23 protein-coding genes are annotated in these 26,430 nt (G+C 36.7%); 9 read left to right on the forward strand and 14 right to left on the reverse strand.

The features are described from left to right. Window positions 1-51: 51 nt before the first annotated feature. The gene (locus tag I6U49_RS08020) at window positions 52-1,284 is read right to left on the reverse strand and encodes an ABC transporter permease (RefSeq protein ID WP_193710498.1); all 1,233 of its coding nucleotides are present in this window, start codon (window positions 1,282-1,284) and stop codon (window positions 52-54) included. 9 nt (window positions 1,285-1,293) lie between these two features. Between I6U49_RS08020 and I6U49_RS08025 the strand changes: the two genes are divergently transcribed. Then, the gene (locus I6U49_RS08025) at window positions 1,294-2,523 is read left to right on the forward strand and encodes an exo-beta-N-acetylmuramidase NamZ family protein (RefSeq protein ID WP_198628265.1); all 1,230 of its coding nucleotides are present in this window, start codon (window positions 1,294-1,296) and stop codon (window positions 2,521-2,523) included. A 181-nt stretch (window positions 2,524-2,704) separates the two neighbouring features. Beyond that, on the forward strand, window positions 2,705-2,890 hold the full coding sequence (locus I6U49_RS17280) for a PLDc N-terminal domain-containing protein (protein WP_353956832.1): 186 nt from the start codon (window positions 2,705-2,707) through the stop codon (window positions 2,888-2,890). Here I6U49_RS17280 and I6U49_RS08035 read toward each other — a convergent pair. Beyond that, window positions 2,887-3,381 (reverse strand): YkgJ family cysteine cluster protein, encoded by a 495-nt coding sequence (locus tag I6U49_RS08035; RefSeq protein ID WP_198628267.1) that lies wholly within the window; start codon window positions 3,379-3,381, stop codon window positions 2,887-2,889. The two genes, I6U49_RS17280 and I6U49_RS08035, sit on opposite strands and share 4 nt — an antisense overlap. 35 nt (window positions 3,382-3,416) lie before the next feature. Between I6U49_RS08035 and I6U49_RS08040 the strand changes: the two genes are divergently transcribed. Further along, complete coding sequence (locus tag I6U49_RS08040) at window positions 3,417-4,151, forward strand: class I SAM-dependent methyltransferase (protein WP_198628268.1); 735 nt, start codon at window positions 3,417-3,419, stop codon at window positions 4,149-4,151. Window positions 4,152-4,181: 30 nt separating this feature from the next. Beyond that, complete coding sequence (locus tag I6U49_RS08045; RefSeq protein WP_198628269.1) at window positions 4,182-4,961, forward strand: zinc metalloprotease; 780 nt, start codon at window positions 4,182-4,184, stop codon at window positions 4,959-4,961. A 131-nt stretch (window positions 4,962-5,092) separates the two neighbouring features. Here the strand turns inward: I6U49_RS08045 and recQ are convergent, their stop codons facing one another. Then, a complete protein-coding gene (recQ, locus tag I6U49_RS08050; RefSeq protein ID WP_193710492.1) occupies window positions 5,093-7,288 on the reverse strand; it encodes a DNA helicase RecQ in 2,196 nt (731 codons plus the stop codon). 84 nt (window positions 7,289-7,372) lie between these two features. Here recQ and I6U49_RS08055 point away from each other — a divergent pair, with 84 nt between their 5' ends. From I6U49_RS08055 to lptB, 4 genes are read left to right on the forward strand one after another with little or no spacing between them, the layout of a single operon-like run. Further along, the gene (locus I6U49_RS08055; protein WP_198628270.1) at window positions 7,373-8,338 is read left to right on the forward strand and encodes a KpsF/GutQ family sugar-phosphate isomerase; all 966 of its coding nucleotides are present in this window, start codon (window positions 7,373-7,375) and stop codon (window positions 8,336-8,338) included. Beyond that, on the forward strand, window positions 8,338-9,165 hold the full coding sequence (tatC, locus tag I6U49_RS08060; protein ID WP_193710490.1) for a twin-arginine translocase subunit TatC: 828 nt from the start codon (window positions 8,338-8,340) through the stop codon (window positions 9,163-9,165). The genes I6U49_RS08055 and tatC overlap by 1 nt, the downstream gene beginning before the upstream one ends. A gap of 2 nt (window positions 9,166-9,167) precedes the next feature. Beyond that, complete coding sequence (locus tag I6U49_RS08065; RefSeq protein ID WP_193710489.1) at window positions 9,168-9,521, forward strand: carboxymuconolactone decarboxylase family protein; 354 nt, start codon at window positions 9,168-9,170, stop codon at window positions 9,519-9,521. 43 nt (window positions 9,522-9,564) lie between these two features. Then, window positions 9,565-10,305: an LPS export ABC transporter ATP-binding protein gene (gene lptB, locus I6U49_RS08070; RefSeq protein ID WP_193710488.1), complete on the forward strand. Its 741-nt coding sequence runs from the start codon at window positions 9,565-9,567 to the stop codon at window positions 10,303-10,305. 408 nt (window positions 10,306-10,713) lie between these two features. Here lptB and I6U49_RS08075 read toward each other — a convergent pair whose 3' ends face one another. Continuing rightward, window positions 10,714-11,466 carry a CDP-alcohol phosphatidyltransferase family protein gene (locus I6U49_RS08075; RefSeq protein WP_198628271.1) on the reverse strand — a complete coding sequence of 251 codons (753 nt, stop codon included), beginning with the start codon at window positions 11,464-11,466 and terminating at the stop codon, window positions 10,714-10,716. A gap of 159 nt (window positions 11,467-11,625) precedes the next feature. Here I6U49_RS08075 and lnt point away from each other — a divergent pair, with 159 nt between their 5' ends. After that, window positions 11,626-13,218 carry an apolipoprotein N-acyltransferase gene (lnt, locus tag I6U49_RS08080; protein WP_198628272.1) on the forward strand — a complete coding sequence of 531 codons (1,593 nt, stop codon included), beginning with the start codon at window positions 11,626-11,628 and terminating at the stop codon, window positions 13,216-13,218. Window positions 13,219-13,522: 304 nt separating this feature from the next. On the opposite strand, the gene I6U49_RS08085 is transcribed toward lnt, so the two are convergent. The 10 genes from I6U49_RS08085 to I6U49_RS08130 all read right to left on the reverse strand — a co-directional run bounded on the left by I6U49_RS08085 (window position 13,523) and on the right by I6U49_RS08130 (window position 26,425). Further along, the gene (locus tag I6U49_RS08085) at window positions 13,523-14,917 is read right to left on the reverse strand and encodes an exopolysaccharide biosynthesis polyprenyl glycosylphosphotransferase (RefSeq protein WP_198628273.1); all 1,395 of its coding nucleotides are present in this window, start codon (window positions 14,915-14,917) and stop codon (window positions 13,523-13,525) included. 149 nt (window positions 14,918-15,066) lie between these two features. Beyond that, a complete protein-coding gene (locus tag I6U49_RS08090; protein ID WP_198628274.1) occupies window positions 15,067-16,077 on the reverse strand; it encodes a glycosyltransferase family 4 protein in 1,011 nt (336 codons plus the stop codon). Further along, window positions 16,074-17,090, reverse strand: coding sequence for a glycosyltransferase family 4 protein (locus I6U49_RS08095; protein ID WP_193710483.1), 1,017 nt, complete (start codon window positions 17,088-17,090; stop codon window positions 16,074-16,076). Before I6U49_RS08095 ends, I6U49_RS08090 begins: the two co-directional genes overlap by 4 nt. Continuing rightward, a complete protein-coding gene (locus I6U49_RS08100) occupies window positions 17,044-18,408 on the reverse strand; it encodes an O-antigen ligase family protein (RefSeq protein ID WP_198628275.1) in 1,365 nt (454 codons plus the stop codon). The genes I6U49_RS08095 and I6U49_RS08100 overlap by 47 nt, the downstream gene beginning before the upstream one ends. Further along, window positions 18,392-20,920, reverse strand: a complete 2,529-nt coding sequence (locus I6U49_RS08105; protein ID WP_198628276.1) for a glycosyltransferase — start codon at window positions 20,918-20,920, stop codon at window positions 18,392-18,394. Before I6U49_RS08105 ends, I6U49_RS08100 begins: the two co-directional genes overlap by 17 nt. After that, window positions 20,917-21,726 (reverse strand): class I SAM-dependent methyltransferase, encoded by an 810-nt coding sequence (locus tag I6U49_RS08110; RefSeq protein WP_198628277.1) that lies wholly within the window; start codon window positions 21,724-21,726, stop codon window positions 20,917-20,919. Before I6U49_RS08110 ends, I6U49_RS08105 begins: the two co-directional genes overlap by 4 nt. A gap of 13 nt (window positions 21,727-21,739) precedes the next feature. Further along, complete coding sequence (locus tag I6U49_RS08115) at window positions 21,740-22,807, reverse strand: glycosyltransferase family 4 protein (protein ID WP_198628278.1); 1,068 nt, start codon at window positions 22,805-22,807, stop codon at window positions 21,740-21,742. Between the two features lie 28 nt (window positions 22,808-22,835). Then, window positions 22,836-23,570 carry a hypothetical protein gene (locus I6U49_RS08120; RefSeq protein ID WP_193710476.1) on the reverse strand — a complete coding sequence of 245 codons (735 nt, stop codon included), beginning with the start codon at window positions 23,568-23,570 and terminating at the stop codon, window positions 22,836-22,838. A gap of 40 nt (window positions 23,571-23,610) precedes the next feature. Beyond that, window positions 23,611-24,588, reverse strand: a complete 978-nt coding sequence (locus tag I6U49_RS08125; protein ID WP_198628279.1) for a glycosyltransferase family 2 protein — start codon at window positions 24,586-24,588, stop codon at window positions 23,611-23,613. Continuing rightward, window positions 24,578-26,425: an asparagine synthetase B family protein gene (locus tag I6U49_RS08130; RefSeq protein ID WP_198628280.1), complete on the reverse strand. Its 1,848-nt coding sequence runs from the start codon at window positions 26,423-26,425 to the stop codon at window positions 24,578-24,580. The genes I6U49_RS08125 and I6U49_RS08130 overlap by 11 nt, the downstream gene beginning before the upstream one ends. Between the last annotated feature and the right edge of the window lie 5 nt (window positions 26,426-26,430).

Raw genomic sequence — 26,430 nt, forward strand, 5'->3', positions numbered from 1 at the left:
AAATTGAATCTACTTCAACAGAAATAGCAAAATCTCTTGATTTTTTAAACTTTATTCAAATTTTATGGCTCTGGACGGAGAAATTTTTGAAATTATTACTGAAGGAATAATCAGCATTAGCATACACAAAACCAGCGTACCTAAATTTACGGCAAAAATATAGTCCCAGTTTAGATATACTGGAACCTCAGTAACATAATAGGTTGCCGGGTTTAATGGAATTAGTTTAAAATATTTCTGAATTAACAACAGCCCCAGCCCTATTAAATTCCCCCAAAAAAGTCCCTTTACAATAAGATACCCCGCATTGTAAAGAAAAATTTTTCTAATACTCCAGTCGTTTCCACCCAGTGCTTTTAAAATACCAATCATTTGGGTACGTTCCAAAATTAAAACCAATAAAGCCGTAATCATATTTATTCCCGCCACCAAAATCATAATTCCTATAATTAGCGCAATATTAAAATCGAAAAGTGCGAGCCATTCAAAGATGGAATAATAATTTTGGGTAATGGTTTGGGTGTCTAAAAACGAGCCTGTGTTTTCATAAACCTCCTGGCCTTTTATATCAATTTCATTAAAATCATCCAGGAAAATCTCAAAATTCCCTACCTGATTAGCTTCCCAACGATTAAGGCGTTGTATATGGCGAATATCTGCCAATACATACAGCTTATCAAACTCCATAAAACCCGAATCGTAAATTCCGGTAATCACAAAGCCACGGGTTAAAGGGCGTTCACTTCCATCCCTTAAAAAGTAGGTGGGTACTTTATCGCCTACACTTAGTTGAAGTCTATTAGCCAGATAAGAAGAGATAATAACCTCATCATTTAATTTATCTTCAACATTGGGCAGCTCTCCTTCAACCAAAAAGTCTTTAAAATAGCTCCAGTTATAATCGGTTCCTACCCCTTTTACCACCACCCCTTCAAAGTCGGTTTCAGTTCTAATAATACCAAACTTGGTAGCTACCGCCTGTACATGGGCAATGCCGTCTATGGAATTGAATTCAGGGTAAAATTCCTGGTTTTTATCTACCGGTGTAAGGGTAACCTGCGAACTATTATTATCGTAATTAGAGATATTGATATGCCCGTTGAACGCGGCAATTTTATCCCTTATTTTTTCCTGCAAACCAAGGCCTGTGGCAAAAGAAACCAACATCATCACCACTCCAATAGCAATTGCTGCAATTGCTATTTTTATAATAGGTGCAGAAATACTACTTTTATGATCTTTACCGCCAATTAGGCGTTTAACAACAAAAAATTCAAAATTCAATCTATCACAATGCTTAAAAGGTTATTCAAAAGTACGTTTTTATTCGCTTTTATAGGTATTCTTTCCTGCGGAAACCAAAATAAGAAAGAGCAAAACTCAAAAGATATTGCAATTACTAATAAAGAAGTTGAAGATCAGGAAATAATACTGGCAGCCAACCGTACCCAAGCCTATCTTCCACTCCTGGAAGGAAAAAAAGTAGGGATTGTAGGAAACCAAACTTCTATTATGAAGAATAAAGAAGGAGGATTTACGCACGTGGTAGATTCGTTACTTGCCCTGGAGGTTAACCTGGTAAAAGGTTTTGCTCCCGAGCACGGTTTTCGCGGCACTGCTGATGCCGGAGAAGCAGTAGAAGATGGTAAAGATGCACAAACCGGTCTTCCGGTAATTTCACTTTATGGCGATAACAAAAAGCCAAAAGCCGAACAATTAAAAGATCTTGATGTTTTAATTTTTGACCTGCAAGATGTAGGCACAAGATTTTACACCTATATTTCGTCTTTACATTATGTAATGGAAGCCTGTGCTGAGAATGATGTGGAGCTTATTGTTTTTGATCGCCCTAACCCAAACGGCCATTATATAGATGGACCAATACTGGAAACCGAATTCAAAAGTTTTGTGGGTATGCACCCTATTCCTACAGTTCATGGATTAACTATGGGGGAATACGCAAAAATGATAAATGGCGAAAAATGGTTAAAAGAAGGTATTCAATGTAAGCTAAAGGTAATAGAAATGGAAAATTACGACCACTCCAAAGCTTACGATCTTCCGATAAAACCTTCTCCAAATTTACCCAATGCCCAGGCAATAAACCTATACCCAAGTTTATGTTTCTTTGAAGGCACCAATGTAAACGCCGGTCGTGGAACCGATAAGCAGTTCCAGGTATTTGGCTCCCCCTATTTAGCTGAAGATTATTTTGATTTCACCTACACGCCAACATCTAAAGCCGGGGCAAAAAACCCAAAACACTTAGGAAAAAAATGTTATGGAAGAGATCTTAGCGAAATACAACCTATAGATAATATAAATTTAGAATGGCTCATTGAAGCTTATCAAAATACCGAAAATAAAGACACATTCTTTAACGCCTTTTTTACCAAACTGGCCGGAACTAAACAATTACAGACTCAAATAGAAGAAGGATTATCTGCAGGGAAAATAAGGGAATCCTGGCAAGAAGGATTAGCAAAATTTTCAGAAAAACGAGAAAAATATTTACTATATTAAGGTAAGATACCTCGTGGTAAATCAACGAGGCATTAAATAGAAACATTTATTATTTCGAGGTAAGCCTCGGAGTCCCGATAATTATCGGGATAAATCTCGATTATCGGGTAAATATTTCATTGTGATAAATTTAGATACTTCTGGCTTTTGGGCTTCGGCTTTTATGCTGGCCGTCCTAATGATGGCAGTCTTAGCTATTGTAAGTTTATTAAGAAAGAACTTAAAAGGAAGGCATCAACTAATTTGGCTACTAATAATTATCTTCTTGCCATTGTTTGGACCAATCTTGTATTTTTTAATGATAAAAAGGTACCGAAAAGTAAACCTAGTAAAGAGAAGAGTAGGTTATTTCAGGCAAAAACATTAGACTTTTAGCCTTCTCTTCATCTCCTCAACAATATTAAAAGCAGCAGGACATATTGCGGTATTTTTTAAGGTAAGATTAGATATTTTATGAAAATCTTTTCGATCTGTATGAGGGAATTCCCGGCAGGCTTTTGGTCGCACCTCATAGATTAAACAATAATTATCTGCTGCTAAAAATGTACAGGGCACCTGCTGTAACACATAATCTTTATCTTCATCTATACGCAAATATTGTTCAATAAATTGCTGAGGCTTTAGTTTTAAATGCTTGCTAATGCGTTCTATATCTTTATTGGTAAAAAGAGGGCCGGTAGTTTTACAACAATTAGCACAATCCAGGCAATTGGTTCGGGAAAATTCCTCTTCGTGCATTTCCTGCATTTGCCTATCCAGGTTTTTAGGCGGCTTTTTTCTAAGCTTTGCAAAAAACTTCTTATTTTCCTTATGCTTATCTTTGGCCTTTTCAGGGAGATTTTTCAGGATTTCTTCCATAGGGCAAAGATATAAAACCAGGCAATACCGAATTCATGAATCAGGAAACTTCAATAAAAGATATTTTTGGAAAAGCTATCTCGGCTTTTTATCACAAAAAAGATACGACCGACATTACGGTACATTCACCAGATTTTGATGATGATGTGATTCCGGTTCCTTATTTGTTTAGGGAGTATGCCGAAATGCCTGCTTTAGAGCAAAAAGCCTTACAACTTTGTACCGGCAATGTTTTAGATGTAGGTTGTGGAGCAGGAAGCCATTCGATTTATCTTCAGCAAGAAAAAAAATTAAAAGTTACGGCTATCGACACTTCTGCAGGTGCTGTTGAAGTTTGCCGTCTTCGCGGAATTAAAGATGCACGAAATATTGATTTTTTTGAATTAAAAGATGAAAAATTCGATACCATATTATTACTTATGAATGGTAGCGGAATTATTGGGAAGTTAAAAAACTTAGATAGATTCTTTAAAAAAGCAAAGCAACTACTTCATACCGGTGGTAAAATACTGCTGGATTCTTCAGATCTCAGTTATTTATTTGACCGCGATGAAGATGGTGGGATTTGGGTAGATTCCGAAGCGGCTTATTATGGTGAGTTACAATTTAAAGTTTCCTATAAAGGAGAAAGCTCAAATTACTTTGACTGGCTTTATATAGATTTCCAGACGCTTAACTTTGCCGCCGAAACCAATAATTTTAGTTGCAAGCTTATAAAAAAAGGAAAGCACTTCGATTATTTAGCTGAATTACAGCCTTTAAATCAATAAATTTCTATTTTTACAAAAAAATGCCTTTTAATGTTTAAATATAAATACACACTTCTTTTAATTTTTATTTCTCTGTTAAGTGTTTCATGCTCTTCAGACAATGCCGAAGATGATGTAACACCGGGAATAGATAAAACCGCAAACTTACAAGGTCTTGGTGATTCTGCTTCGCAGCTTTTAAGCGACGCTGAATTTACTTCTATGAATATAGAAATTGTATATGTAAACGGATTTGCCCCCAGCCAGGCCGCCCTTGCCAATTTTAAAAAATTCCTGGAAGAACGTACTTTTAAACCCGATGGAATTAAAATTAACCTGAGAGCAGTTTCATCTTCCGGAAAAGCACCGTTCACTATAGAGGAAATTGTAGATATTGAAGAAGAAACCCGCACTGCCTATAATGCAGGAGATGAAATTGCCGTGTATATCTATATAGCCGATGGAAAAAGTGAAAAAGATGAAGAAAACAAACTAACACTTGGCTCGGCATTTAGAAATACATCCATGGTTTTATATGGTGCCACTATAGACGATTTTGCTTCCAGGCCAAATGCCCCTGTTAAAAGCGATATTGAATCTGCAGTATTAAATCACGAATTTGGCCATTTATTTGGGCTGGTTGATATTGGTACAGAGCCACAATCTGACCATAAAGACGATGATAACGAAGGACATTGCAATGTAGAAGATTGCCTGATGCGTGCTTCTATTGAATTTGGAAGTGGTATTCTAGATGAGATTGAAGGCGGCCGAATTCCTGAATTAGGCCCCGAATGTATTAGAGATCTTCAAGCCGCCGGTGGTAGATAATTTTACCCTCCCGTCAAGCTGAACTTGTTTCAAGCTTTTAAAATGTTTAAAACTACAAGTTTCTTAGACGCTGAAACAAGTTCAGGGTGAAGATTCTAAAAATCAATAGAACGCTTCTGCTCCTTCAACCTCTAGTTTGCCACTTCACTAATAAATTTAATTCGGTATAAACGAAGTTCTTCATCGTCATAATCGCCATCAAACTCCTCAATAGCTTCATCAATTTTATCGGTTTCAGCTTCTAAAAAGTATTCATGGATTTCTTCCTGCTGGTCTTCATCTAAAATATCATCTATCCAATAGTTAATATTCAATTTGGTGCCACTATAAACAATAGCTTCCATTTCCTTAATAAACTCGGGCATCTCCATTCCTTTAGCCGAAGCAATATCATCTAAAGGCAGCTTTCTATCTACATTTTGAATAATATAAAGTTTTAAAGCCGAATTTGCCCCGGTAGATTTGACTACCAAATCATCTGGCCTAATAATTTCATTTTCTTCAACATAACGCTGAATTAAAGCCACGAATTCTTTTCCAAACTTTTTCGCTTTATTCTCACCTACCCCATAAATATTGATTAGTTCTTCTATAGAGATAGGATATTTAATGGCCATATCTTCCAGGGAAGGGTCCTGAAACACAACAAACGGAGGAACCTCATTTTTTACGGCAACTTTTTTTCGTAAATCCTTAAGCATTTTTACCAGCGTTTTATCTACGCCTCCACCGGCTTGATTTGCTGCCGGAACGGCTTCGGTAGTACTGTCAAAAATATGATCATCTGTCATCATAAAAGACCCCGGATTATCTAAAAACTCTTGCCCCCTAGGTGTAAGTTTTATCACACCATAAGTTTCAATATCTTTCTTTAGATATCCCGCGACCAAAACCTGTCTAATTAAGGCCATCCAATATTTTCCGTCCCTATTCTTTCCTTTTCCAAATAAAGGATGTGAATCGGTTTTATGTGATAAAATCACAGCATTAGATTTTCCAATTAGTGTTTTTACCACTTCTTTAGATTTATATAGCTGTTTGGTTTCTTTCACAGTTTTTAGAAGAAGCTCCACTTCTTCCCCGGCTTCATGTTGTTTCTTGGGGTTTCTAACATTGTCATCCATGGAAGCCCCTTCACCGTTCTCTGAGTCAAATTCTTCTCCAAAATAATGTAGAATAAACTTTCTTCGGGAGATTGAAGTTTCGGCATAAGCTACTACTTCCTGTAAGAGGGCGTGACCAATTTCCTGTTCGGCCACAGGTTTGCCACTCATAAACTTCTCAAGCTTTTCTATGTCTTTATAAGAATAAAAAGCAAGGCAATGCCCCTCTCCGCCATCTCTACCGGCACGACCGGTTTCCTGGTAATAACTTTCTATACTTTTGGGAATATCATGATGAATAACAAAACGAACATCAGGTTTATCTATCCCCATACCAAATGCAATAGTAGCCACAACTACATCAATATCTTCCATAAGAAACTGATCCTGGTGCTTACTTCGTTTTTTTGCATCCAGCCCGGCATGATATGGCACAGCATTTATTCCATTTACCTGTAAGGTTTGCGCAAGCTCTTCTACCTTCTTCCTGCTTAAGCAATAGATAATTCCCGATTTTCCGCTATTCTGTTTAATAAACCGAATTATATCTGCATCTACGTTTTTTGTTTTGGGTCTTACCTCGTAGTATAAATTTGGACGGTTAAAGCTGGCTTTAAATGTTCTGGCATCAGGAATCCCCAGGTTCTTTAGAATATCCTCCTGAACTTTTGGTGTTGCGGTAGCCGTTAGCGCTATAATAGGAATGTTATCCCCAATACGTTTAATAATACTTCGCAAATTACGATATTCGGGTCTAAAATCGTGCCCCCATTCACTAATACAATGAGCCTCATCTATGGCCAAAAAAGATATCTTTTGTTGCTTTAAAAACTCAACATGGTCTTCCTTGGTAAGCGATTCAGGAGCTACATAAAGCAACTTACAGACACCGTTTTCGATATCGGCTTTCACCTGCTTCACTTCAGTTTTATTGAGGGACGAATTAAGTACATGGGCTACGCCATGTGCTTCAGAAACACTACGAATAGCATCTACCTGGTTTTTCATTAAAGCAATAAGGGGCGAGACCACAATGGCTGTTCCTTCTTCAATCAACGCAGGGAGTTGGTAACATAGGGATTTCCCCCCTCCGGTGGGCATTACCACAAAAGTATTATTTCCTTTTACAATACTGGTAATCACCTCTTCCTGAAGCCCTTTGAACTGACTAAATCCAAAGTACTTCTTTAGCTGTTGGTATAAATCAATTTCCGTCAAACTCATTCAATTGTCTTACAATTTTACATACATTTGCATAACTAAAGATACATATTTCTTTAAACTCACAATCCTTAATTTTATCAAAATTTGAAACTGAAGGAAAAAATTCTTACCGCAGCTAAAGAAACCATTTCCATAGAGGCCAAAGCAATTGCAAACCTGGAAAATGTTATTGATCATGAGTTTGCATCAGCCGTAGAACAAATATACAAATCTAAAGGCAGGGTAATCCTTACGGGGATAGGAAAAAGTGCTATTATTGCTACCAAAATAGTAGCTACCTTAAATTCTACCGGAACACCGGCTATTTTTATGCATGCAGCCGATGCTATTCATGGAGATCTTGGTACCATTCAAAAAGACGATGTGGTAATTTGCATTTCTAAAAGTGGAAATAGTCCAGAAATAAAAGTACTGGTACCTTATATTAAAGATTTCCAAAACCTGCTTATAGGAATTACGGCAGATAAGGATTCTTTTCTAGGTAAAGAATCTGATTTTGTGTTAAACTCTTTTGTTGAAAAAGAGGCCTGCCCAAACAATCTTGCCCCTACAACCAGCACTACTGCACAAATGGTTATTGGCGATGCCCTGGCTATTTGCCTTTTAAAGCTGAAAGGCTTTTCCCGAAAAGACTTTGCTAAATACCATCCCGGTGGCTCCCTTGGGAAGAAACTGTATTTAAGGGTAAGCGATATTACGGCTCAAAACCTGAAACCCCAGGTAACTCCCGAGACTTCGGTTACCGATGCGATTATTGAAATATCTGAAAAAATGTTAGGGGTAACCGCAGTGGTTGAAAACAATAAAATTATAGGAATAATAACCGATGGTGATATTAGGCGAATGCTTAAAAACAACACCAACTTTAAAGACCTTAAGGCCATCGACATTATGAGCCCAAAACCAAAAACCATAGAACAGGATTCCCTGGCGGTAGACGCTTTAGAATTGTTGGAGGCAAATAAAATCTCCCAATTACTAGCCGTAGAAAATAATACTTACGCAGGTGTTGTACATATCCATAATTTAATTAGAGAAGGAATTTTATAATGAAGCAAATTGGCACCCCTGAACCAGAGATGTCCTTTTTGGACCATTTAGAAGATTTAAGATGGCACTTAATAAGAGCGGTTATCTCTATAGTAATTGCCGGCTCTATAGCCTTTCTTTTAAAAGGATTTATCTTTGACGTATTACTTTTTGGCCCAAGTAGAGGCGATTTCTTTTCTTACGACATGCTATGTAGAATTTCTACATCACTTGGCCTGGATGCCGGGTTTTGTTTTGATGAAATGCCTTTTAGAATTCAAAGTAGAACCATGGGCGGGCAATTCTCTGCCCACGTATGGACCTCTATAACGGCTGGGTTTATTATTGCGTTTCCTTATGTTATTTACCAATTTTGGAAGTTTGTGGCTCCCGCCATGCACGATAACGAGCGAAAACACGCCAAAGGATTTATTTTTATAAGCTCCCTACTATTTTTTATCGGAGTTGTTTTTGGCTATTATGTAGTAACTCCTCTATCTATAAATTTCCTCGGAAAATACCAGGTTAGTGAAGCCGTTTTTAACGATTTCGATTTAAGTAGTTATATAGGCCTGGTTAGAGCTTCAGTGCTTGCCAGCGGACTTATTTTTGAATTGCCCATCGTGATTTATTTCCTAACCAGGGTTGGGGTAGTAACACCGCAATTCTTAAAAAAATACCGAAAGTATGCTTTGGTAATTGTACTGATTCTATCAGCTATAATAACCCCTCCCGATATAGTGAGCCAGATAATTGTCGCTATTCCGGTACTGATTCTTTATGAAGTAAGTATTCTTATTTCAAAAGTAATCTATAAACAAGAACAAAGAAGAATTAACAAAAGATAGCTATGAGCAATAAAGTTGACGAATTCAATGCTTACCGTCAGCAGATGAACGATAAAATTCTTGGCGAAAACAATAAGGTGCTTAAAAGAATTTTCAATTTAGACACTAATGCCTTCACCGAGGGCGCTGTAGATAAAAAAACAAAGGAACTGCTTGGCCTGGTAGCCTCGTTGGTTTTAAGATGTGACGATTGTGTAAAATATCACCTGGAGTCCAGTTATAAAGAAGGCTTAAGTCGTGACCAGGTAATGGAAACCTTAAGCATTGGTACTCTAATCGGTGGTACTATTGTTATTCCACACCTGCGAAGAGCCCATGAATATTGGGACGCCTTAGAAGATGCTAACCAGAAATAGGCTGGCATAAAAAATGTACCTTAGCTGTAAATCACTTTTTTAAATGAAACTACGTGCCGAAAATTTAGTTAAAGCCTACAAAGGAAAGGAAGTTGTAAAGGGTATCTCTTTGGAAGTTAACCAGGGGGAGATCGTTGGTTTGCTTGGGCCCAATGGTGCCGGAAAAACCACTTCTTTTTATATGATTGTTGGGCTTATTAAACCAAATTCGGGCAATATTGTTTTAGACAAAGTGAATATCACCAAATATCCAATGTATAAAAGGGCACAACATGGTATTGGTTATCTTGCCCAGGAAGCTTCGGTTTTTAGGAAACTAAGTATTGAAGACAACATAATGAGCGTACTCGAACTCACCGATCTCTCTAAAGAAGAACGCCATGAAAAAATGGAAACCCTTATTGAAGAATTTGGATTAAACCACATTCGTAAAAATCGAGGTGACCTTTTAAGTGGTGGGGAAAGAAGACGTACTGAAATTGCACGCGCACTTGCAACCGACCCAAATTTTATTCTTCTGGATGAACCTTTTGCGGGAGTAGACCCCGTGGCAGTAGAAGATATTCAAAGAATTGTTGCCCAATTAAAAAACAAAAATATAGGGATTCTTATTACCGACCATAACGTACAGGAAACCCTTGCTATTACAGATCGTACTTACCTTATGTTTGAAGGAAGTATCCTAAAACATGGGCAACCCGAAGAACTTGCCGAAGATGAAATGGTTCGAAAAGTTTACCTGGGCCAAAACTTCGAACTTAGAAAGAAAAAAATATTTAAGTAATTAATAAATTACAGATAATTGCTGCTCCTTAAAAGCTTTACTTTCCAGACAAGAGCCTAAAAGACGTCATGCTAAACTTATTTCAGACTCTATCCCGAATTTTGTTCTGGAGTCAAATACAAAAGTAGCTGTCTGAAAACTTCCTAAAATCCTCATCCTGAATTTATTTCAGAGCCTGCCCCGATTCTTTATCGGGGATATAAAAAAAATATCTTAGAAGCTGAAACAAGTTCAGTTTGACGAAACCAGACATTTCAGACAGCCTCGACGATCTAATGCGGTTTTATCTAAACAGTAAACTAACTTGGGGCAAGCCCAAGAGACATTCGTTGGAAACAAATTTTTAATTTCGAGGCAAGCCTTTGGGTATTACATCCTTTGGCGGTACCAATAAATCAATTACCCCACCTACTCTTTCTTCGGAAATACTATTGATAAAAGTACATAGCTTAATATAATTAAGGGTACAGCTACAAATTGAAAAACCAGGATAAGCACCAGGCATAAAAGCAAGAAAAAGTAACGTAGTTTATTATCGGCAAGACCCCAATTGGAAAATTTAAGCGCAAATAACTTTATTTCGGCATTTAAAAGGTAACAACTTAAAAAAGTTAGCCCTATTAAAAACCATTCATTTAAAATCAAATCGGTGATAAAACTATCTGGCTGATAGGTTAAAATAAGCGGAAAACTTAAAATTAAAAGAGCATTGGCTGGGGTGGGCACCCCTATAAAAGAATCGGTTTGGCGATCGTCCACATTAAACTTTGCCAACCTATATGCCGAAGCTAAACTTATTAACAAGCCTATTAACGCAAGCGTATTAAAATTCCATTCCCACCAGCCCTGGTTTGTATCCCAACCGGTATTTTCTGCGAGAGGAACTCCCGGAAGCGCATTATTCAATAATTGATACATCACTATTCCCGGAACAACCCCACTGGTTACTACATCGGCCAGCGAATCTAATTGTAACCCAAGCTCGCCGGCCACATTTAAACTTCTTGCCGCCAGGCCATCAAAAAAATCGAAGAAAATCCCGGCTGCTACAAATATGGCAGCCATAATGAGGCTTCCCTGCACAGCAAAAATAACAGCAATAGTTCCGCAGAGTAAATTCAAAAGCGTTATAAAATTCGGAATATGTCTTTTTATAGTCATAGGTTGGTTTTCTAAAATACTAAACTAAGCAATTGCCACCTGTTTTTACAAGTTTTTTCAATTTCTGAAATAACAATTACAAAAGCTTTAACTTCAAAGAAATGCCAGAAGCCTCTTTAAAAGAGAATAGTTTGCTATTTTTGAGCAGAATTTCCTTTTATGAAAAATCTTATTTACGCAGTATCAAGCGGACTTTTATTAGCACTTGCCTGGCCCACTTATGGTTTTCCTTTACTTTTATTTTTTGCTTTTGTTCCTCTGCTTTATGCAGAATTTAAAGTTCGAAATTCCGGTGAAAAATATATAAAGTGGAAAGTTTTTGGCCTTGCGTACCTAAGCTTTTTCTTGTGGAACCTCATCACAACCTATTGGATCTACTTCTCTACACCTTTTGGTGGAGCTTTTGCGATTTTGGTGAATTCCCTTCTAATGGCACTGGTCTTTATGTTGTATCATATTGTAGCTAAACGAACCGGATTTAGTGCGGCTGCAGCCTTTTTGGTAAGTATATGGATGGTTTTTGAAAAAATACACCTTGCCTGGGAATTTTCCTGGCCCTGGCTAAATCTAGGAAACGCCTTTTCAGAATTTCAAAACTGGGTACAATGGTATGAATATACCGGGACTTTTGGCGGTACACTTTGGGTATGGCTAGGCAACATTGCCGTCTTTAAAGCCGTATTGCTTTATAACGAGTTTAAAGATAAAAACTTAATCTATAGGGGCATTTTCAAATTAGGCCTTATTATTATAATTCCTATTGGTATTTCTTACCTTTTATTAAGCCAAATAGAGCAAAAAGGAGATACCATGGAAGTGGTAATCTTACAGCCCAATATTAACCCTTACACCGAAAAATACAATACTACCGATACCCGAATTGGAGAATTATTATTAAAACTAAGCGAAGAAAAAGTTAGCGAAAACACACAATTGGTTGTGGCCCCGGAAACTGTTTTTGCCGATGGCACGGTATTATCAAATTTTGAAAAATCTGAAGCGGCATTTTTTGCAAGACAACTTATTAACAGCCACCCACAGGTTAATTTCCTTAGTGGAATCTCTTTCTACGAACGGTTCAATGATCCGGCAAAAGTTAGGGAACAAAGCAATCAAATAGGCCCCAACGACTGGTACGACGATTATAATTCGGCTTTTTTAATGAATGCCCAAAATAAACCTGAGCTCTACCATAAATCGAAGCTTGTTGTAGGTGTAGAAAATTTCCCGTATCAGGAAGTTTTAAAACCTATTCTTGGGGACGTAATGATTGATCTTGGCGGCACAGTAGCCATGAAAACCACACAGGAAGAACGAGAAGCCTTTGCTCTAAACAATGAGAATTATACAGGTCCTATTATTTGTTATGAATCAGTTTATGGTGAATTTGTTACAGGTTATATTGAAAATGGTTCAAATTTCCTTAGTATCATCACCAATGATGCCTGGTGGGGAAATACACAGGGCCACCGCCAACATCTAAGCTATGCAAAATTAAGGGCTATTGAAACCAGGCGTGATGTAGTACGTAGCGCCAATACCGGTATTTCAGCCTTTATCAATCAAAAAGGAGAGATCACTAAAAGCCTCGGCTATGAAAAACAGGGAAGCATAAAGTCTACTATCCATTTGAATACCGATAAAACTTTTTATGTAAAACATGGAGATTATTTAGCACGGGTTGCTCAATTTCTGGCTTTATTTATTTTCTTATTTGCAGTTGTAAAATATAAACGAAATAGACCAGGTTAAAGCAGCAAACAACAATAGATTACTACCTTCCTATATCAATAACGAATTTTATAATTAATTGACACAAGAATAGTTTTCAACAAGAACCCCCTCCGCCTTAGCCACCTACCCTAAAAAAATGGGAGAAGATTGTAGTGAGACTTCACTTCTTAATTTACTTTGAACACTGCCGTTTTTAAATTTTTATCTAGGAGGCTCGAAATATCTTCTCAAATTAACTGTGGTCCGTTAATAAACTGAAAACCGGGAACTAAAAAACTGCTTACGGCCACTAAAAACTGGATACTGAATACTGGATACTGGATCACTGCCCTCTAAAGAAAATTACGGTACTAAAAGTTTTTAGTAAAATACTTAGGTCCAAAAAAATGCTTCGGTGTTTTATATAATAAAGATCGTATTGCAATTTTACCAGGCTGTCGGCCTGGCCGTTGCCATATTCACCTTTTACCTGGGCCCAACCCGTTAGACCGGGTTTTACAATATGGCGGGTTTCATAAAAAGGAATCGCCCTGGATAATTCTGCAACAAAAACAGGTCTTTCAGGCCTGGGGCCTATCAGGCTCATCTCTCCCTTTAAAACATTATAAAACTGAGGAATTTCATCTATTCGCGATCTTCTTAAGAATTTTCCGAAGCGCGTGGTTCGTAAATCATTTTTTTCGGCATATTGTGGCCCATTCACTTCAGCATCTTTAACCATAGTCCTTAACTTTAAAATCCTAAAAACATCGCCATATTTACCTATTCTTTCCTGTCGGTAAAAAAGTGAACCACGGTTACCTAATAGATTTGCCAATAAGATAAAAGGAAGAATGAATGCGAAAAACAGTAAGCCCATAACGGCAATAACCACATCAAATATTCTAAAAAAAACCTGATAAAACGTATTTTTATTACTTCTACTAAAAGGAAAATATCTGTAAAAGTCTTTGTCTACGTGTTGCACCGGGATCCTTTGGGTTACTTCTTCATAAACCTGGGTATAATCCTTAATAGGAAAACCCTTTTTTAATAAATAACTTAATTGATTATACAGCGACAACATTAAGCCCCTTTTATATCCACTGGCTACCACAATTTCATTGATATGGTATTTTTTAATAGCCGCCTTGATATCTTCAACTTCAAACCTAATTAACTTTTCTTCCTTAATTTCTAATGGAATTTGATCTTCGGTTTTAATATAACCTACCACTAAATAGTTTGGATCGGTCTTTTGAAGATCGGAGCTAATTCGATTAATATCAAAAGAATTGCCAACTACCAATACTCGTTTATAAAAACGTGGAGATGAAATTAAAGTGATATAAATTAAGCGCCACAATAACAATGGCAACAAAATGGCAAGAAAGAAAAAAAGAATCTGTAACCTGTTGTCTGGAAGGCTTGGTGTTAAAATAGGTGTAAGCATATAGAAGCCCACAGTGGTTGCAGAACAAAGTATAGAATTTTGCAAAACACTGTCAAACTTAGAAGCCTTTTGCAGATCGTAGAGTTCAAATATACTTGCAAAAAAGTTAAAATAAAGCAGCAATACAAGGGTCCAATACCAGTTCTCAGAATTTATTCTAAAGTAATCGAATTCAAAGATAACTCCTATTAAACCAAGGCTGGTTAAAATACACACAGAGTCTAACAAGCGTAGTAATACCTTACGCTCAGAGATTTCAAAATGTAAAAGTGGCCTTTGAGACATGGTTTACCTACTTAGGGATTAAAGATATATTTTTTTTGATTTCTACCTCTTATTATCAAATAAAATGGAAAAAATCATCGCTGCGGGAGTTTCCAATATTTCCTATTTTTTTACTGTTATTACAAACCACCTTCTTATTTCCTCCATATTTATTTTAAAACCTCATTCCAATCTTTTTTTACTATTTGCCAGTCGAATTTTTCGGCCTTCTGTCTTGCATTTTGACTTAAGTTTTCGGCTAAAACCGAATTTCCTAAGAGGCTTCTAACGGCATTTACCATAGACAGTTTATTTTTTGGCGGCACGAGCAATCCGTTTTGTTTATCCTGAATTAAATAAGGGATTCCTCCTACTTCAGTAGAAATAATAGGAAACCCCAAAGCCATGGCTTCCAGGATACTCACAGGGGTATTATCTACATTCGTGGTGTTTAGAAAAATATCATAATCTTTAGAAAGCTCAATCCATTCAGGTTTTGATAATTTCCCGGTAAACTTTACGGGTAGGTTATTCTCTTCTGCATAAGTTAGGCATTCTTTATAAGATTCATCTTTTTTTGGCCCCACCATACAAAGCTGTGCGTTAGGATAGTTTTTTAAAACTTCTTCTAAAACTTTTATGGCCAATATCGGATTGTAAATTTTTGCAAAAGCCCGAACCCATAGTAATTTGGGAGCTACAGTTTTTCTTATTTTATAGGGGTAATCTTCAAGACAAATGAAATTAGGTATGTATTTAATATTTCTAAAACCCGCTTCCTTAAATTTTTGAAAAAGATAGGAAGAAGGAGCAATATTTAGTTTTGCACGTTCGAATAAAGAAGCCGATAATCCCGGGCTTTTTTTTATTCTTTTTGGCAGCTCGCCCCCATGTAACAACAAAATATAATCCAAAGCGAGTTTTTTACAAAGTTCTGCGGTAAGCACCGCATACCAAAAATTTCTGGTACTATAAGTGTCTATAAGCACCACATCTAACCAGGATTTATTGCTGATAACAGAAGTCATCATCTCTGCCAATCTCAACAACTGATTTTCTCTTGAGGAAGATGTTTTCACCTGAAAACCTTCATTTTTAAAGAGTGGAGCTAATCTATCTATTGTAGTTGGGCTACCTCCCCTGGGCTGTAACTCATTACCAATATAAAGCAAGTTTTTCATGAGTTTAGGATCTCATTCCAATCGGTTTTCACCTTTTTCCAGGCAAAAGCTTCTACTTTATCCCTGGCATTTTTAGACAGGAGTTGTGCCTTTTCACTATCCTCAACAAGTTTACTTATTTCGGAAGCCATGGTTTTTGCATCCTTAACCGGCACCAATATCCCATTTTTATTATGATCAATAAGCATGGGCATACCACCAATATTGGTAGAAACCACTGCCAATCCAAGACTCATAGCCTCAATAACGCTAATAGGGGTATTATCTATATTGGTGGTATTTATAAAAAAGTTATAATTTTTTGAAAGCTTTGCCCAATCTTTTTTCTTTAGCTTCCCCGTAAACCGCACATTAAGTTGGTGTTTCTCTGCAAATTTTTTACAGGCTTTCATAGTTCCATCCTTATCTGGCCCTACCATACAAAGTGCTGCCTTTGGATAATCTTTTTTAAGTAATAACAAAACTTCCAAAGCCATAATAGGATTATATCGCTTCTGAAAACGCCTAACCCACAACAACTTAGGCGCAAATTCCTCTCGCTTTTTAAACGGATAATTCTCCATTTGAATTGCATTTGGAATAATTTGGGTATTAATAAAGCCTTCAGCTTTAAAAATATCGTACAAAAATTTAGATGGTGCTATATTAACCTTTGCCCTTCCAAACAGGCTTTGGCTAAATTTTTTAGAAGCACGTAAACGATCGGGAAGGTTCCCACCGTGTAAAATGGGAATATAATCTACATGATAAGCCTGACAGGTTTTGGCAACCAAATAGGCATAGTAAAAGTTCATAGCACCATAGGTATCAATAAGCACCACATCGGTTGTTTTATGATAGCGCACAATCAGCCCCAACATTTCAATAAGCCGCAGTCCTTTATTGCTTCGGGTAGAAGCAGTTTTTACCTTATAACCTTCCTTACGCAACATTTTGCTGAAAAAAGAAATATAAGTAGCTGTAAAGCTATTGATTTGTAAGTCGTTTCCTATGTACAGGATGCTTTTTGTCATCTACTATATATAATAAGGCCAATCCATACACAAATGCCGGTAAGGCAATTCGCATAGCCGAATGATTAATGGTTAAAAACCAAAAGGCTAAGAACGCCAAAAAATAATAATTGTTCTTAAATTTTGTCCAGAAAATTATAGGAACCAGGATAAGAATAAGAATAGCAACCAGCCCCAACAAGCCGTGTTCAGATAGCATTCTACTAAGTTCATTGTGGGTGGCAATAGATATGCCCTGGTTCTCCAGTCTATATTCATATCCCTTTCCAACTCCTATTCCGGTAACCGGATGATTAATAAAGGCCTGTAATTCGGTTTCTATCAATTCGGCCCTACCGGTGGTTATATCTTTCTTTAATTCTCCGGCAGCATCCCTATTGGTATAACGATTTCCCAATAGCCCTCCGGTTTGGACTAATGAAAACAACCATAATAGTAAAATTGTACCTCCAAGAAGAAAGATCTTAAAATTTAAACGATTCCTCTCACGAGCAGCTCTTTTATAATATAGGAAAATAAGGAATGCAGCTATACAGATAACAGCAGTAAACACCCCTCCACGAGAAAATGTTATCAAAGCCCGATACCCCATCATCCCTAATAAAACCAGATCTATTAAGTTTATAAGTTTATGCCTAACCACAAATAAACGCATAGCCAACAAAACAGCCCCAAAACCAAAAACCGTAGAAATCTGATTAGGGCCATACCCACCGGTAGCAGCATAATTTGCCTGAAGATTAATCCCTACATCCATCATACTGGGTGTATAAAGATATAAGTAAAACATATGCGCAATTAATGGCATTAACAGAAAAGAAATAACCGACTTAAAATCCCTTTCTTGAATTTTTTTATAGTAACAATAAATTGCGCTGACACCTAAAGCAACAGGGCCACTTAAATTAAATGCAACTAATTTTCTAACTTCAGAATCATAGCTCATAGTTATAGATGCCACCACTATTCCCGGAATGAGTATAAAAAGATAGGTCCAATAAGGTGCGGTACGGGAAGAGGTGCCTTTAAAGAACATCCCTATTAGTAAGAAAACAATTACCATATATTTTCCCGTTTCGTAAAAAAACATGGCATCAGTTTGTCTAAAGAACACTTCTCCTCCGGCAATATACGCCGCTCCCATGAGTGCTTCGTTATTCTTGTTTTCATTTACAATGGTTAAAAACAAGAAATAAACAATAACCCCTAACAGAATAAATGAAGATGAAGGTCGAAAAAAATATACGGCCAAAGCCATTCCCAAATGAATCAGGAGCAGTTCTACATAATTAAATTGATATCTACTTGTGCCGGCCATTATCTTTTATCAAGTTATTATAAAATTTTAAAAATAATGGAAGAACCTCTTCTTTTGAATATAATTTTTTAATCCTTTTTTGTAGGCATCTCGCATCCTGCTCTCCAAATTCATTATTCGAATAATATCTTTCAATAGCTGCAGCCAGGGCATCTGCGTTTTTTGCAGGAACTCCCAAAGCATTTTCTGCCATAACCTCCTTACATTGGCCAACATTGGTATAAACTACCGGCAACCCGGCAAAAGCATATTCCAAAAGTGCTAGCGGCAAACCTTCAGAACGGGAGCTCAACACTCCTAAATGGGCCTGATGAAGTAGCCCTGCCACTTCTGTAATGCTTCCGTAATAATAAATTGGCTTCGTAGAGTTCAGGATTTCTTTCCTAAGCATTTTTGAATAAGCAGTACCCGGATCGGCTCCAATAAGATGCAAACTAACCCCTTTTATACTAATTTTCTCAAAAGCTGCAAGCAGATTTAGATGATCTTTCTGTGGACGGAGATTAGCGACACATACAATTTTAAAATCAGTGGAACTGCCTTTTAAAGAACTATCAGTATTTGATCTGTCTGAAACGCAAATAAAATTGTTCAGCTGCACTACTGTTTGCGACTTTAATTTTACTTGCGCCCAATTTTTAAGGGCCTCGTTAACCGAAATTATTCCATCGAAATATCGGGAAAGAGGTTTTAAAATTCTAATATTCCTTTGCTCCAGATGCTCCGATTCCCCGTAGTGATCATGCCAAACCAGCTTTATTTTTAATCCAGATAATTTTAAAAGCGCAGCCCAAAACCATGAAGTCCCGTGGGCATGAACAAGTTCTATTTGTTCTTTTTTTACAAAGCTTTTTAATTTCAAAAATGCTCGTAGATCGAGACTGTGTTTTTTGTTCAAAAACAAATATCCAACTCCATTTTTCAGCTCCCTTTTTAACATTCCTTCCTGCCTGGTACAACATATATAGGAAGCCTCTACTTCCAGCTTCAGGGAATTAGCCAGGTTAACTGCCATACGCTCTGCTCCACCGGGGTTTAAGGTATCGGTTAGTTGTAAAACCCGAAGTTGTTTATAGTTTGGGGTTTGTTGTTTGGGGTTATCAGTGGTCAGTTGTGGGTTGTCAGTTGTGAGTTGTAAGTGGAGTTTGTTGTTTGAGGTTTGTTGTTTTGTATCGGCCGTCGATTGTGAGTTCTCTGTTCCTGATTTTAGGTTGTGAGTTGAGGGTTGTGGGTTGCGCTTTCCTAGAATTCCCCGGATTGCCCTTTCAAACCTCTCCAGTGTATATTGCTGACTCCATTTCTGGGCGGCAATAGACATTTGTTTTAATTTTTCCAGATTTGTTATTAGGCTTAGTATTTCTAACAAATCTTTTTCAGAAAAACCTGTTCTCGATACATCCCTACTCTCGTCGGAACACTCGAACTGACGGCCTCTCTGAAATTTATCCGGTAGTTGTTTACTCAGAAAATTTTCTTTATCACCTCTTCTCTCTTCTCTTTTTTCTCTATTCTTTATTCTCTGATCTATATCCGAAATAATTACACCGCGCTCCCCGTAATTTAGCATCCATGGCACACAACTTACAGAAGTAGCGATTGGAATACATCCATACCACATTCCTTCAGCAATTGCTTTAGGCCAGCCTTCACTTTTGGACAAAAGCAGCGTAAAATGTGCATCGCGATAAGCTTCTTTTAAATTTGCTAAATCTACCCGTCCCTTAAAATGCACATGTTTTTTTAAACTTTCATTTTCGACCAGTTCTCTTAAGTCATTTTCAAGGATACCATCTCCATAAATCTCCAACCGGCAGTCCAGGTTGTTAGTGCGTAAAATTTTAATGAATTCAATTGCCTTGTCAACCCCTTTCCCTTCTACAAGGTTTCCGGAAAAAATAAACTTATAAGGTGGTTTAAAGTCTTTCTTAATAAGTTCTTTTTCTTTTTCAGAAAAACTCGCTGTAAATAAAGGAAAAATATTATCAGACTGCTGTGGCCAGTCACCATACACCAAAACTTTTGTATTCCTGGTTAAAAAAGTATTTCCTAAAATTTTCTTCTGAAGTTTATAGGTGATGGGCTGGGTAGCTTTAGGGTCCCAATTCCCGGCATATTTTACCGTCTTGGGCTTCTTTGGAAAAAAAATTTGGGCAATTGCAGCCAATAATCCAATGTTGCCCGGGCAGCGTATATGTAAATGATCTGCCCTGTGCATCGCGCCCAGGATTCTAAAGAAAATAAATGGGATTTTTAGTAAAGTATCTAAAACCGCAAGAAAGTTTAGTAGATGAAAAGGTGAAATTTCGGTAAAAGTAATATTAGAATGCTTGTAATATTCTCCTTGTGGGCTATTCTCCCCTTCTTCATTACTCTCTTCTTCTAAAGCTGCTACAATTTCTACTTCATCTACATATTTCAGCCATAAATTCATTTCCCGTATATAAGGACTATAAGCATAAAATCTGCCGTTTTTTATGCCATGAATTACGTGAGTAAAAACAGCAAATTTCATTTTACAGGCTTTTTAACAAGGCGTAAACTTATATGCATACAGGAGAACAAATGTTTATCATTATTAACAGATTTTTCCCAATCTTCCTGGTGCCAGGTTTTGGCCTTTGTTATTTTTTTTTCTTCGGAAATAGGTAAAAGATTTAGAAGGGCACTCCATTTGGCCCTTCCCAAAACTCCCCTCCGCTCTTTTACATAAAAAGCCTTTTCAAATTTATAATAAGTTTCTTTTGAAAAAGGCCATTCCCAATCCCGGTCGCTTTGAAAAGGTCTATATAGATTCCTTAAAAGTTTTATAGGCCTGCTGGTTTGAAGGGGATCATAACCAATAATCTCTCCGCGGGGAGCTAGCTTTTCCTGTAATTTTTCTATCAATTCCTCTACATCTTTAAAATGATGTAAAACACCGTAAGCATAGATCAGGTCGAAATCTTTCTCTTTAAAATCTTCTGAAAGAAAATCTATAACTTTTGCGTTGGCGCCTTCAATACCTTCCAGTCTTTTATTCAGAACTGCTATCCCTTTAGGACTAAGGTCTATTCCCAGGTATTCCTTAGAATGTTGGGCCAGGTGAAGGCTCAAAACATTTCCGGCATAACACCCAAGATCAAGTACTTTTTTTTGTGAAAGATCTCCAAACCAGCTTTTATGTAAATTATAAATATCTTTTTCTACACCAATTTGTTTCTTAAGGCTATTCAAAGCCTTATTTCTAAAATAAGACCAGGCCTTACTGGGTAAATTCTTATCGAAATTTTGATAAAAATCTCTTTGCCTTTTATTTATTTCCTCCCTTTCCCTGTTCATTTAACCAAAAACCTTATTTAAAGATAATAGATTGCCCAACAAAATCACCTATTACCCGGTTTAATTCGTACTTCTTCAAAAACTGCTCATATGCCTTTTTTGAAAGTTTACCCCTCAATTGCGGCCGTGTTAATAATCTATTTATTTGCGATGCCAACTCCCCATGGTTTCCAGGTTCAAACAATAAGCCGCTTGATTCATTTTGAATAATTTCGGCTATCCCTGTAGTATTAGACCCTATTACCGGCGTACGCACCGAAAAACTTTCAATTACAACATATCCAAAAGCTTCAAAATAAGAAGGAACAATACTGCAATAAGCTGTTGAAAAGGCCTGCAGTACATAGTCTTTTTGGCGGCTACCGGCAAACTGAACATTTTCCTCTAATTTTAATTTCTTTGTAAGCTGCAGGAGTTCACTTTTCATTCCTGGCTCATCTTCCCCACCTATAACTTCCAATATTATATCCGGATATTTTTCCTTAACAATTTCCAGGGCCTTAAAAAGTACTTTAATTCCTTTTATACTATGTAACCTTCCTGCATAAACCAGTTTATGCCTATTTGTTTCAGCAGTAATACAAGGATTATTTACAGCATTCGAAATAACTTCTACTTTATTTTTATTAATACCAAAGGCCTTTATCACATCTAATTCTGCCGATGCTGAGTTGGCTATTATTCGTGTTGCAAGTTTATAAATAGCTTTTTTTCTCCAAAAAAGCAGGCGCTTAAATTCTAACTGGCTGGTTAGGGTATGGTACCAGGCCACCCGGTGTTTCACCTTTAATAGAAAACCTGCGAGCATAAACAGATTTACCGCTCCAAAGCTGGCAATTAAAGTTTTGGGTTTATATTCCTGGATATTTTTCACTAAAAACCTAAAATCTGCAAGTTTTGTAGGTCTTTTGGAAGGCCACTCCAAAACTTTTATAGAACTATCCAAATTTAAATCATGAGCTTCAGTGGCGTACGTAAAAATAAATACCCTATGCGTTTTTGATAGTTTATTTGCCAGGCTCACAAAAAATTCGGCCACCGAAGAATTCTTTAAGGTAAAAGCTATAAAAACGGTTTGCATTAGTTAATCATTAGTCATTTTTAACTACTTATTTTAAAATTTCTGAATAGGTATAAAAATTCAGATAGTGCTTTAGCTTCTTAGCAAAAATTATTAATACCCCATGTTTATATGGCATTCCAAAGCCACCGCTAATACCTTTAATCCTTAAAGGTTGAGAAAATTGTCTATATGTTCCACTGCCTTTATTTTTAAAGTCTACAATTGCCTTCCATAAAGCTTTTTCAAATGAAAAACCTACATTAATTGCCTTTCCATTTTCCTGAAGGTAAGGCCAGAAATCTATAGAAAACAAAAAACATCTCGAGTCCATTTTTAGTCTTTTGTAAATATTAGAAAGTATTAATCCATTATTTGAATAATCAAAATTATGAGTAAAACCAACTAACTTATTAATATTCAAAACCTTTAACCTACCTGTTATCTTAACAATTAAACTGGAATTCTTAATAAACCTTGAATTTTTAATGGCATAATCCATAATCTCTAATTCTTTATAACCTTTCCCCCTATCCGGTGAAATTTTTGGAGAGTTAAAGCTTATAAATTCCAATCTATCAGACTCCGGAAAATCGTTGGCCAGGGAATTTCCCGAGTTTTCAGCAAAAATAATTTTAAAAGATGTATGATTTAAATAGAACGAGATAGCATCCAGGTATTGTTGCTTTCTTATCTCCGGATCCTTTACTGCAAGGACATCTGAAGAGTTTCTCTCAATAGTACCCGTTAATAATAAAATAATATCTGTTCTTTGACCACTCATTGAATTACGGCAAATAAGTTCTAATTTCTATCATTGGATATTAGAGTTTAATCATAGCGATAAGACTTTTAAATCTTCCCCTGGCATCATCAAACCCACTTTTATCTTTGTTAAATCCATTAACAAATCTAATCAATAACAACAAAATATGGATTCCCCAAAATTTAATGGCTGCTTTAGCTGAGGGGTTTGGATTTTTTAATTTCCAAACATAGTAGCCATTTTTAACCACCATTTCTCCATATTTATAATGATTAGGCCTACCAGCCTCATCGTGCAAATGTGCTACTCTAGCTGTTGTATTTACATATAATTGGCCTAATCGCGAAACTCGTAAACAAAAGTCCATGTCTTCATATAGGCCATATCCTATAAACCTTTCTGAAAAATTTATTTCTGAAAAAAGTTGATGTTTATATGAGGCCACTCCACCCATAAAGAATTCTACCGGATATATTTCTCCTGAAGGCGGTAAAAAGCCAGTGGAAAAACCATGGGAGAAATCGGGCATAAAACCCGGAGGTTTATCAGAAAGTAATCCCAAGCTTTTTCTAAGCACATTTCTTTGTCCCAGGGGCCTTACATAATTATCAATTACAAATTCTTTAAATTGAGCTTTATAATTCGCCGGCACTTTTCTCCAATTAACATCATCCTTTATTTGCCCTCCAACTCCAATGGCATCAGGATATTGTTTGTAGCTAGCAATTAATTTCTCAAAATAATTAGGTTCCAGCACTATATCATCATCAAGAAAACAAAGCACATCCATAGCCTTAGCGGAATGTTTTATCCCATAATTGCGCTGCCGGGTTAAGCCACTGTTTTCCTTTCCTACCTTAAAATACTTTAAAGCCGGATACTTCTTTACCTCCAAAAGCTTTTTAGTTAAATCGTTTGGAGAAGCATCAATCACAAGAATCTCATCGGGATATAAAGTTTGCTCTTTTACCGATTGCATTAACCGCTCTATTGCTTTATTTCGCCGGTATGTACAAACAATTAAGTTAAATTTCATTCTTTGTAAGAAGTTTTATAAGAGCTAATTCTTCATTTAATGCTGCAGCATTAATTATATTGGTATTACTAAGGGGCCATTGCTTCAGGTCTTTTCTCGCCAAAGCCCCGGCAATTATAGCATTGGTATATTCTTCCCCTAAATAAGACTTTTTAAAATAAGATCGTAATCTTGTTTCCATTTGGGGCTGCTGATACACCTTTACCCAATTAAAGGATTTCAACAAGCGATATCTTTTCTTTGGGTTGGCAGACTTCATTAAGCGTTTAATAAGAAAATCGTCTATTTCAGATCTTAAAAACCAAATTGGTAACTTGAATATTTCCGGCGATTTAAAAGCTACAAATGGTATTTGGGCTGTAGGCACACTCGCTCCGGGCATTAATTCTGCTACCGAAGTAAACAAAGATTTTATATACCTGCCACCTACTCTTAAACCCGGATGTATATTACTGGTTAAGCGAAGTATTTGAATAGACATAGGTACACAATAGGCTTTAAACTTAGAATTTAAGATAAGTATTTGTTTTCCCATAGGAATTCGGGAATGTGTAAACCAGGAAAATAATTCGGCAACAAGCTCCATATAAGCAAGGTTATGGGCTTCTATTCTATCTATTAGCTTTTCTATATCCTTTATAATTTCGTCTTTGAGATTTTTCTCCGATATATTTAATTTTAACCTATCAATATGCTTTTGAGAAGCCAAACCGGTATATTTCCCTATTATAGTTCTTTTCCAGTCTTGAAATTTTTCTCTGGTATTCCCGGTTAAAGAATACTCCTTTCGCCCGTGATAATAATGATTAAAATTTTTCCAGCTTTTTTTCATCGGTAGGTTTCTTCCCTGTAAAGACTCTGTCATATCCCCTACCAGAATACTTTCCTTTTTCTTTAGATCTTGTCCTTCTAAAATTTCAAGCCAATTATTTATATAGACGGCCTCTGTTTCAAGGGTATATTTTTCAATAATTTTTTTCTCCGGAAAGTTTAATTGCGGGCAGGAATAATTCTTAAAATCAGCCTTGTAAATCCCGGCAATGCGCCTGGCGATACGGGTCTCATAAAAATCTTTATCACCATAGGTATGACAAAAGACTTTTTTATTCTTCGGAACACCACCAATTAGCAACCTACTATCCATTCCTCCGCTAAGGGCTATATGTAGGTTCTTCTCTTCTGCTAAACAATAAGACAGCTCCTTTTTAAAAGCTTGCCAGTAATTTGAAGGCGAAATATTTTTAGAAAGTTCCCGGTATAATTCATTATCGTATTTTTTTTCCAGGATGCTCCCCAACTTACCAAACCTAATCCATTCGCCGGGTAAAAGGCGCTTTACATCTTTTAAGATTGTTCTGGATCCAATATTTGCAAATTCAGGGCAATAAGCGCGTTGAAATAAACCCACTTCATCTCCGGCCGTTTCCGATAATGCTCCTAACCAGGCCAGGCTATTAGAAATATAAAAACCTTTCTCCCCGGTTAAATAATATAGCGGATATACGCCAATGGCATCATTACAAATAATAAGCTCCCCACTGCTTTCTTGTATAATCGCAGCAGAAAAAGAGCCACTTATTGAGTTGGGAACGGGCCATTGTTTGCTAATTAAGTCAATAGCACTTTCAATTTGAAATCCCAGCTGCGAACAGGAAACATTAAAATCCCGTATATACCCATCTATAAAAGCTTTACATTCGCTCCCATCATACACTTCGGTTTCTTTTTCTTTCAAAATGTTGTAGGGGCCAATTGCTATTTCCTGAAACTTATATTTTTGCTCCAGTTTCTGGAAATCATTTTCGGTAAGGGCTCTCTGACTTATTAAAAACTTCATTCCAA

The sequence above is a fragment of the Salegentibacter maritimus genome, from assembly GCF_016236915.1.
Classification (GTDB): Bacteria; Bacteroidota; Bacteroidia; order Flavobacteriales; family Flavobacteriaceae; genus Salegentibacter; species Salegentibacter maritimus.

Excerpts from the sequence above, each read along its gene's own strand:
- I6U49_RS08025 (WP_198628265.1), top strand. The coding sequence starts at position 1,294 with ATGCTTAAAAGGTTATTCAAAAGTACGTTTTTATTCGCTTTTATAGGT.
- I6U49_RS17280 (WP_353956832.1), top strand. The coding sequence starts at position 2,705 with ATGGCAGTCTTAGCTATTGTAAGTTTATTAAGAAAGAACTTAAAAGGA.
- I6U49_RS08035 (WP_198628267.1), bottom strand. The coding sequence starts at position 3,381 with ATGGAAGAAATCCTGAAAAATCTCCCTGAAAAGGCCAAAGATAAGCAT.
- I6U49_RS08040 (WP_198628268.1), top strand. The coding sequence starts at position 3,417 with ATGAATCAGGAAACTTCAATAAAAGATATTTTTGGAAAAGCTATCTCG.
- I6U49_RS08045 (WP_198628269.1), top strand. The coding sequence starts at position 4,182 with ATGTTTAAATATAAATACACACTTCTTTTAATTTTTATTTCTCTGTTA.
- recQ (WP_193710492.1), bottom strand. The coding sequence starts at position 7,288 with ATGAGTTTGACGGAAATTGATTTATACCAACAGCTAAAGAAGTACTTT.
- tatC (WP_193710490.1), top strand. The coding sequence starts at position 8,338 with ATGAAGCAAATTGGCACCCCTGAACCAGAGATGTCCTTTTTGGACCAT.
- I6U49_RS08065 (WP_193710489.1), top strand. The coding sequence starts at position 9,168 with ATGAGCAATAAAGTTGACGAATTCAATGCTTACCGTCAGCAGATGAAC.
- lptB (WP_193710488.1), top strand. The coding sequence starts at position 9,565 with ATGAAACTACGTGCCGAAAATTTAGTTAAAGCCTACAAAGGAAAGGAA.
- I6U49_RS08075 (WP_198628271.1), bottom strand. The coding sequence starts at position 11,466 with ATGACTATAAAAAGACATATTCCGAATTTTATAACGCTTTTGAATTTA.
- lnt (WP_198628272.1), top strand. The coding sequence starts at position 11,626 with ATGAAAAATCTTATTTACGCAGTATCAAGCGGACTTTTATTAGCACTT.
- I6U49_RS08085 (WP_198628273.1), bottom strand. The coding sequence starts at position 14,917 with ATGTCTCAAAGGCCACTTTTACATTTTGAAATCTCTGAGCGTAAGGTA.
- I6U49_RS08090 (WP_198628274.1), bottom strand. The coding sequence starts at position 16,077 with ATGAAAAACTTGCTTTATATTGGTAATGAGTTACAGCCCAGGGGAGGT.
- I6U49_RS08095 (WP_193710483.1), bottom strand. The coding sequence starts at position 17,090 with ATGACAAAAAGCATCCTGTACATAGGAAACGACTTACAAATCAATAGC.
- I6U49_RS08100 (WP_198628275.1), bottom strand. The coding sequence starts at position 18,408 with ATGGCCGGCACAAGTAGATATCAATTTAATTATGTAGAACTGCTCCTG.
- I6U49_RS08105 (WP_198628276.1), bottom strand. The coding sequence starts at position 20,920 with ATGAAATTTGCTGTTTTTACTCACGTAATTCATGGCATAAAAAACGGC.
- I6U49_RS08110 (WP_198628277.1), bottom strand. The coding sequence starts at position 21,726 with ATGAACAGGGAAAGGGAGGAAATAAATAAAAGGCAAAGAGATTTTTAT.
- I6U49_RS08115 (WP_198628278.1), bottom strand. The coding sequence starts at position 22,807 with ATGCAAACCGTTTTTATAGCTTTTACCTTAAAGAATTCTTCGGTGGCC.
- I6U49_RS08120 (WP_193710476.1), bottom strand. The coding sequence starts at position 23,570 with ATGAGTGGTCAAAGAACAGATATTATTTTATTATTAACGGGTACTATT.
- I6U49_RS08125 (WP_198628279.1), bottom strand. The coding sequence starts at position 24,588 with ATGAAATTTAACTTAATTGTTTGTACATACCGGCGAAATAAAGCAATA.
- I6U49_RS08130 (WP_198628280.1), bottom strand. The coding sequence starts at position 26,425 with ATGAAGTTTTTAATAAGTCAGAGAGCCCTTACCGAAAATGATTTCCAG.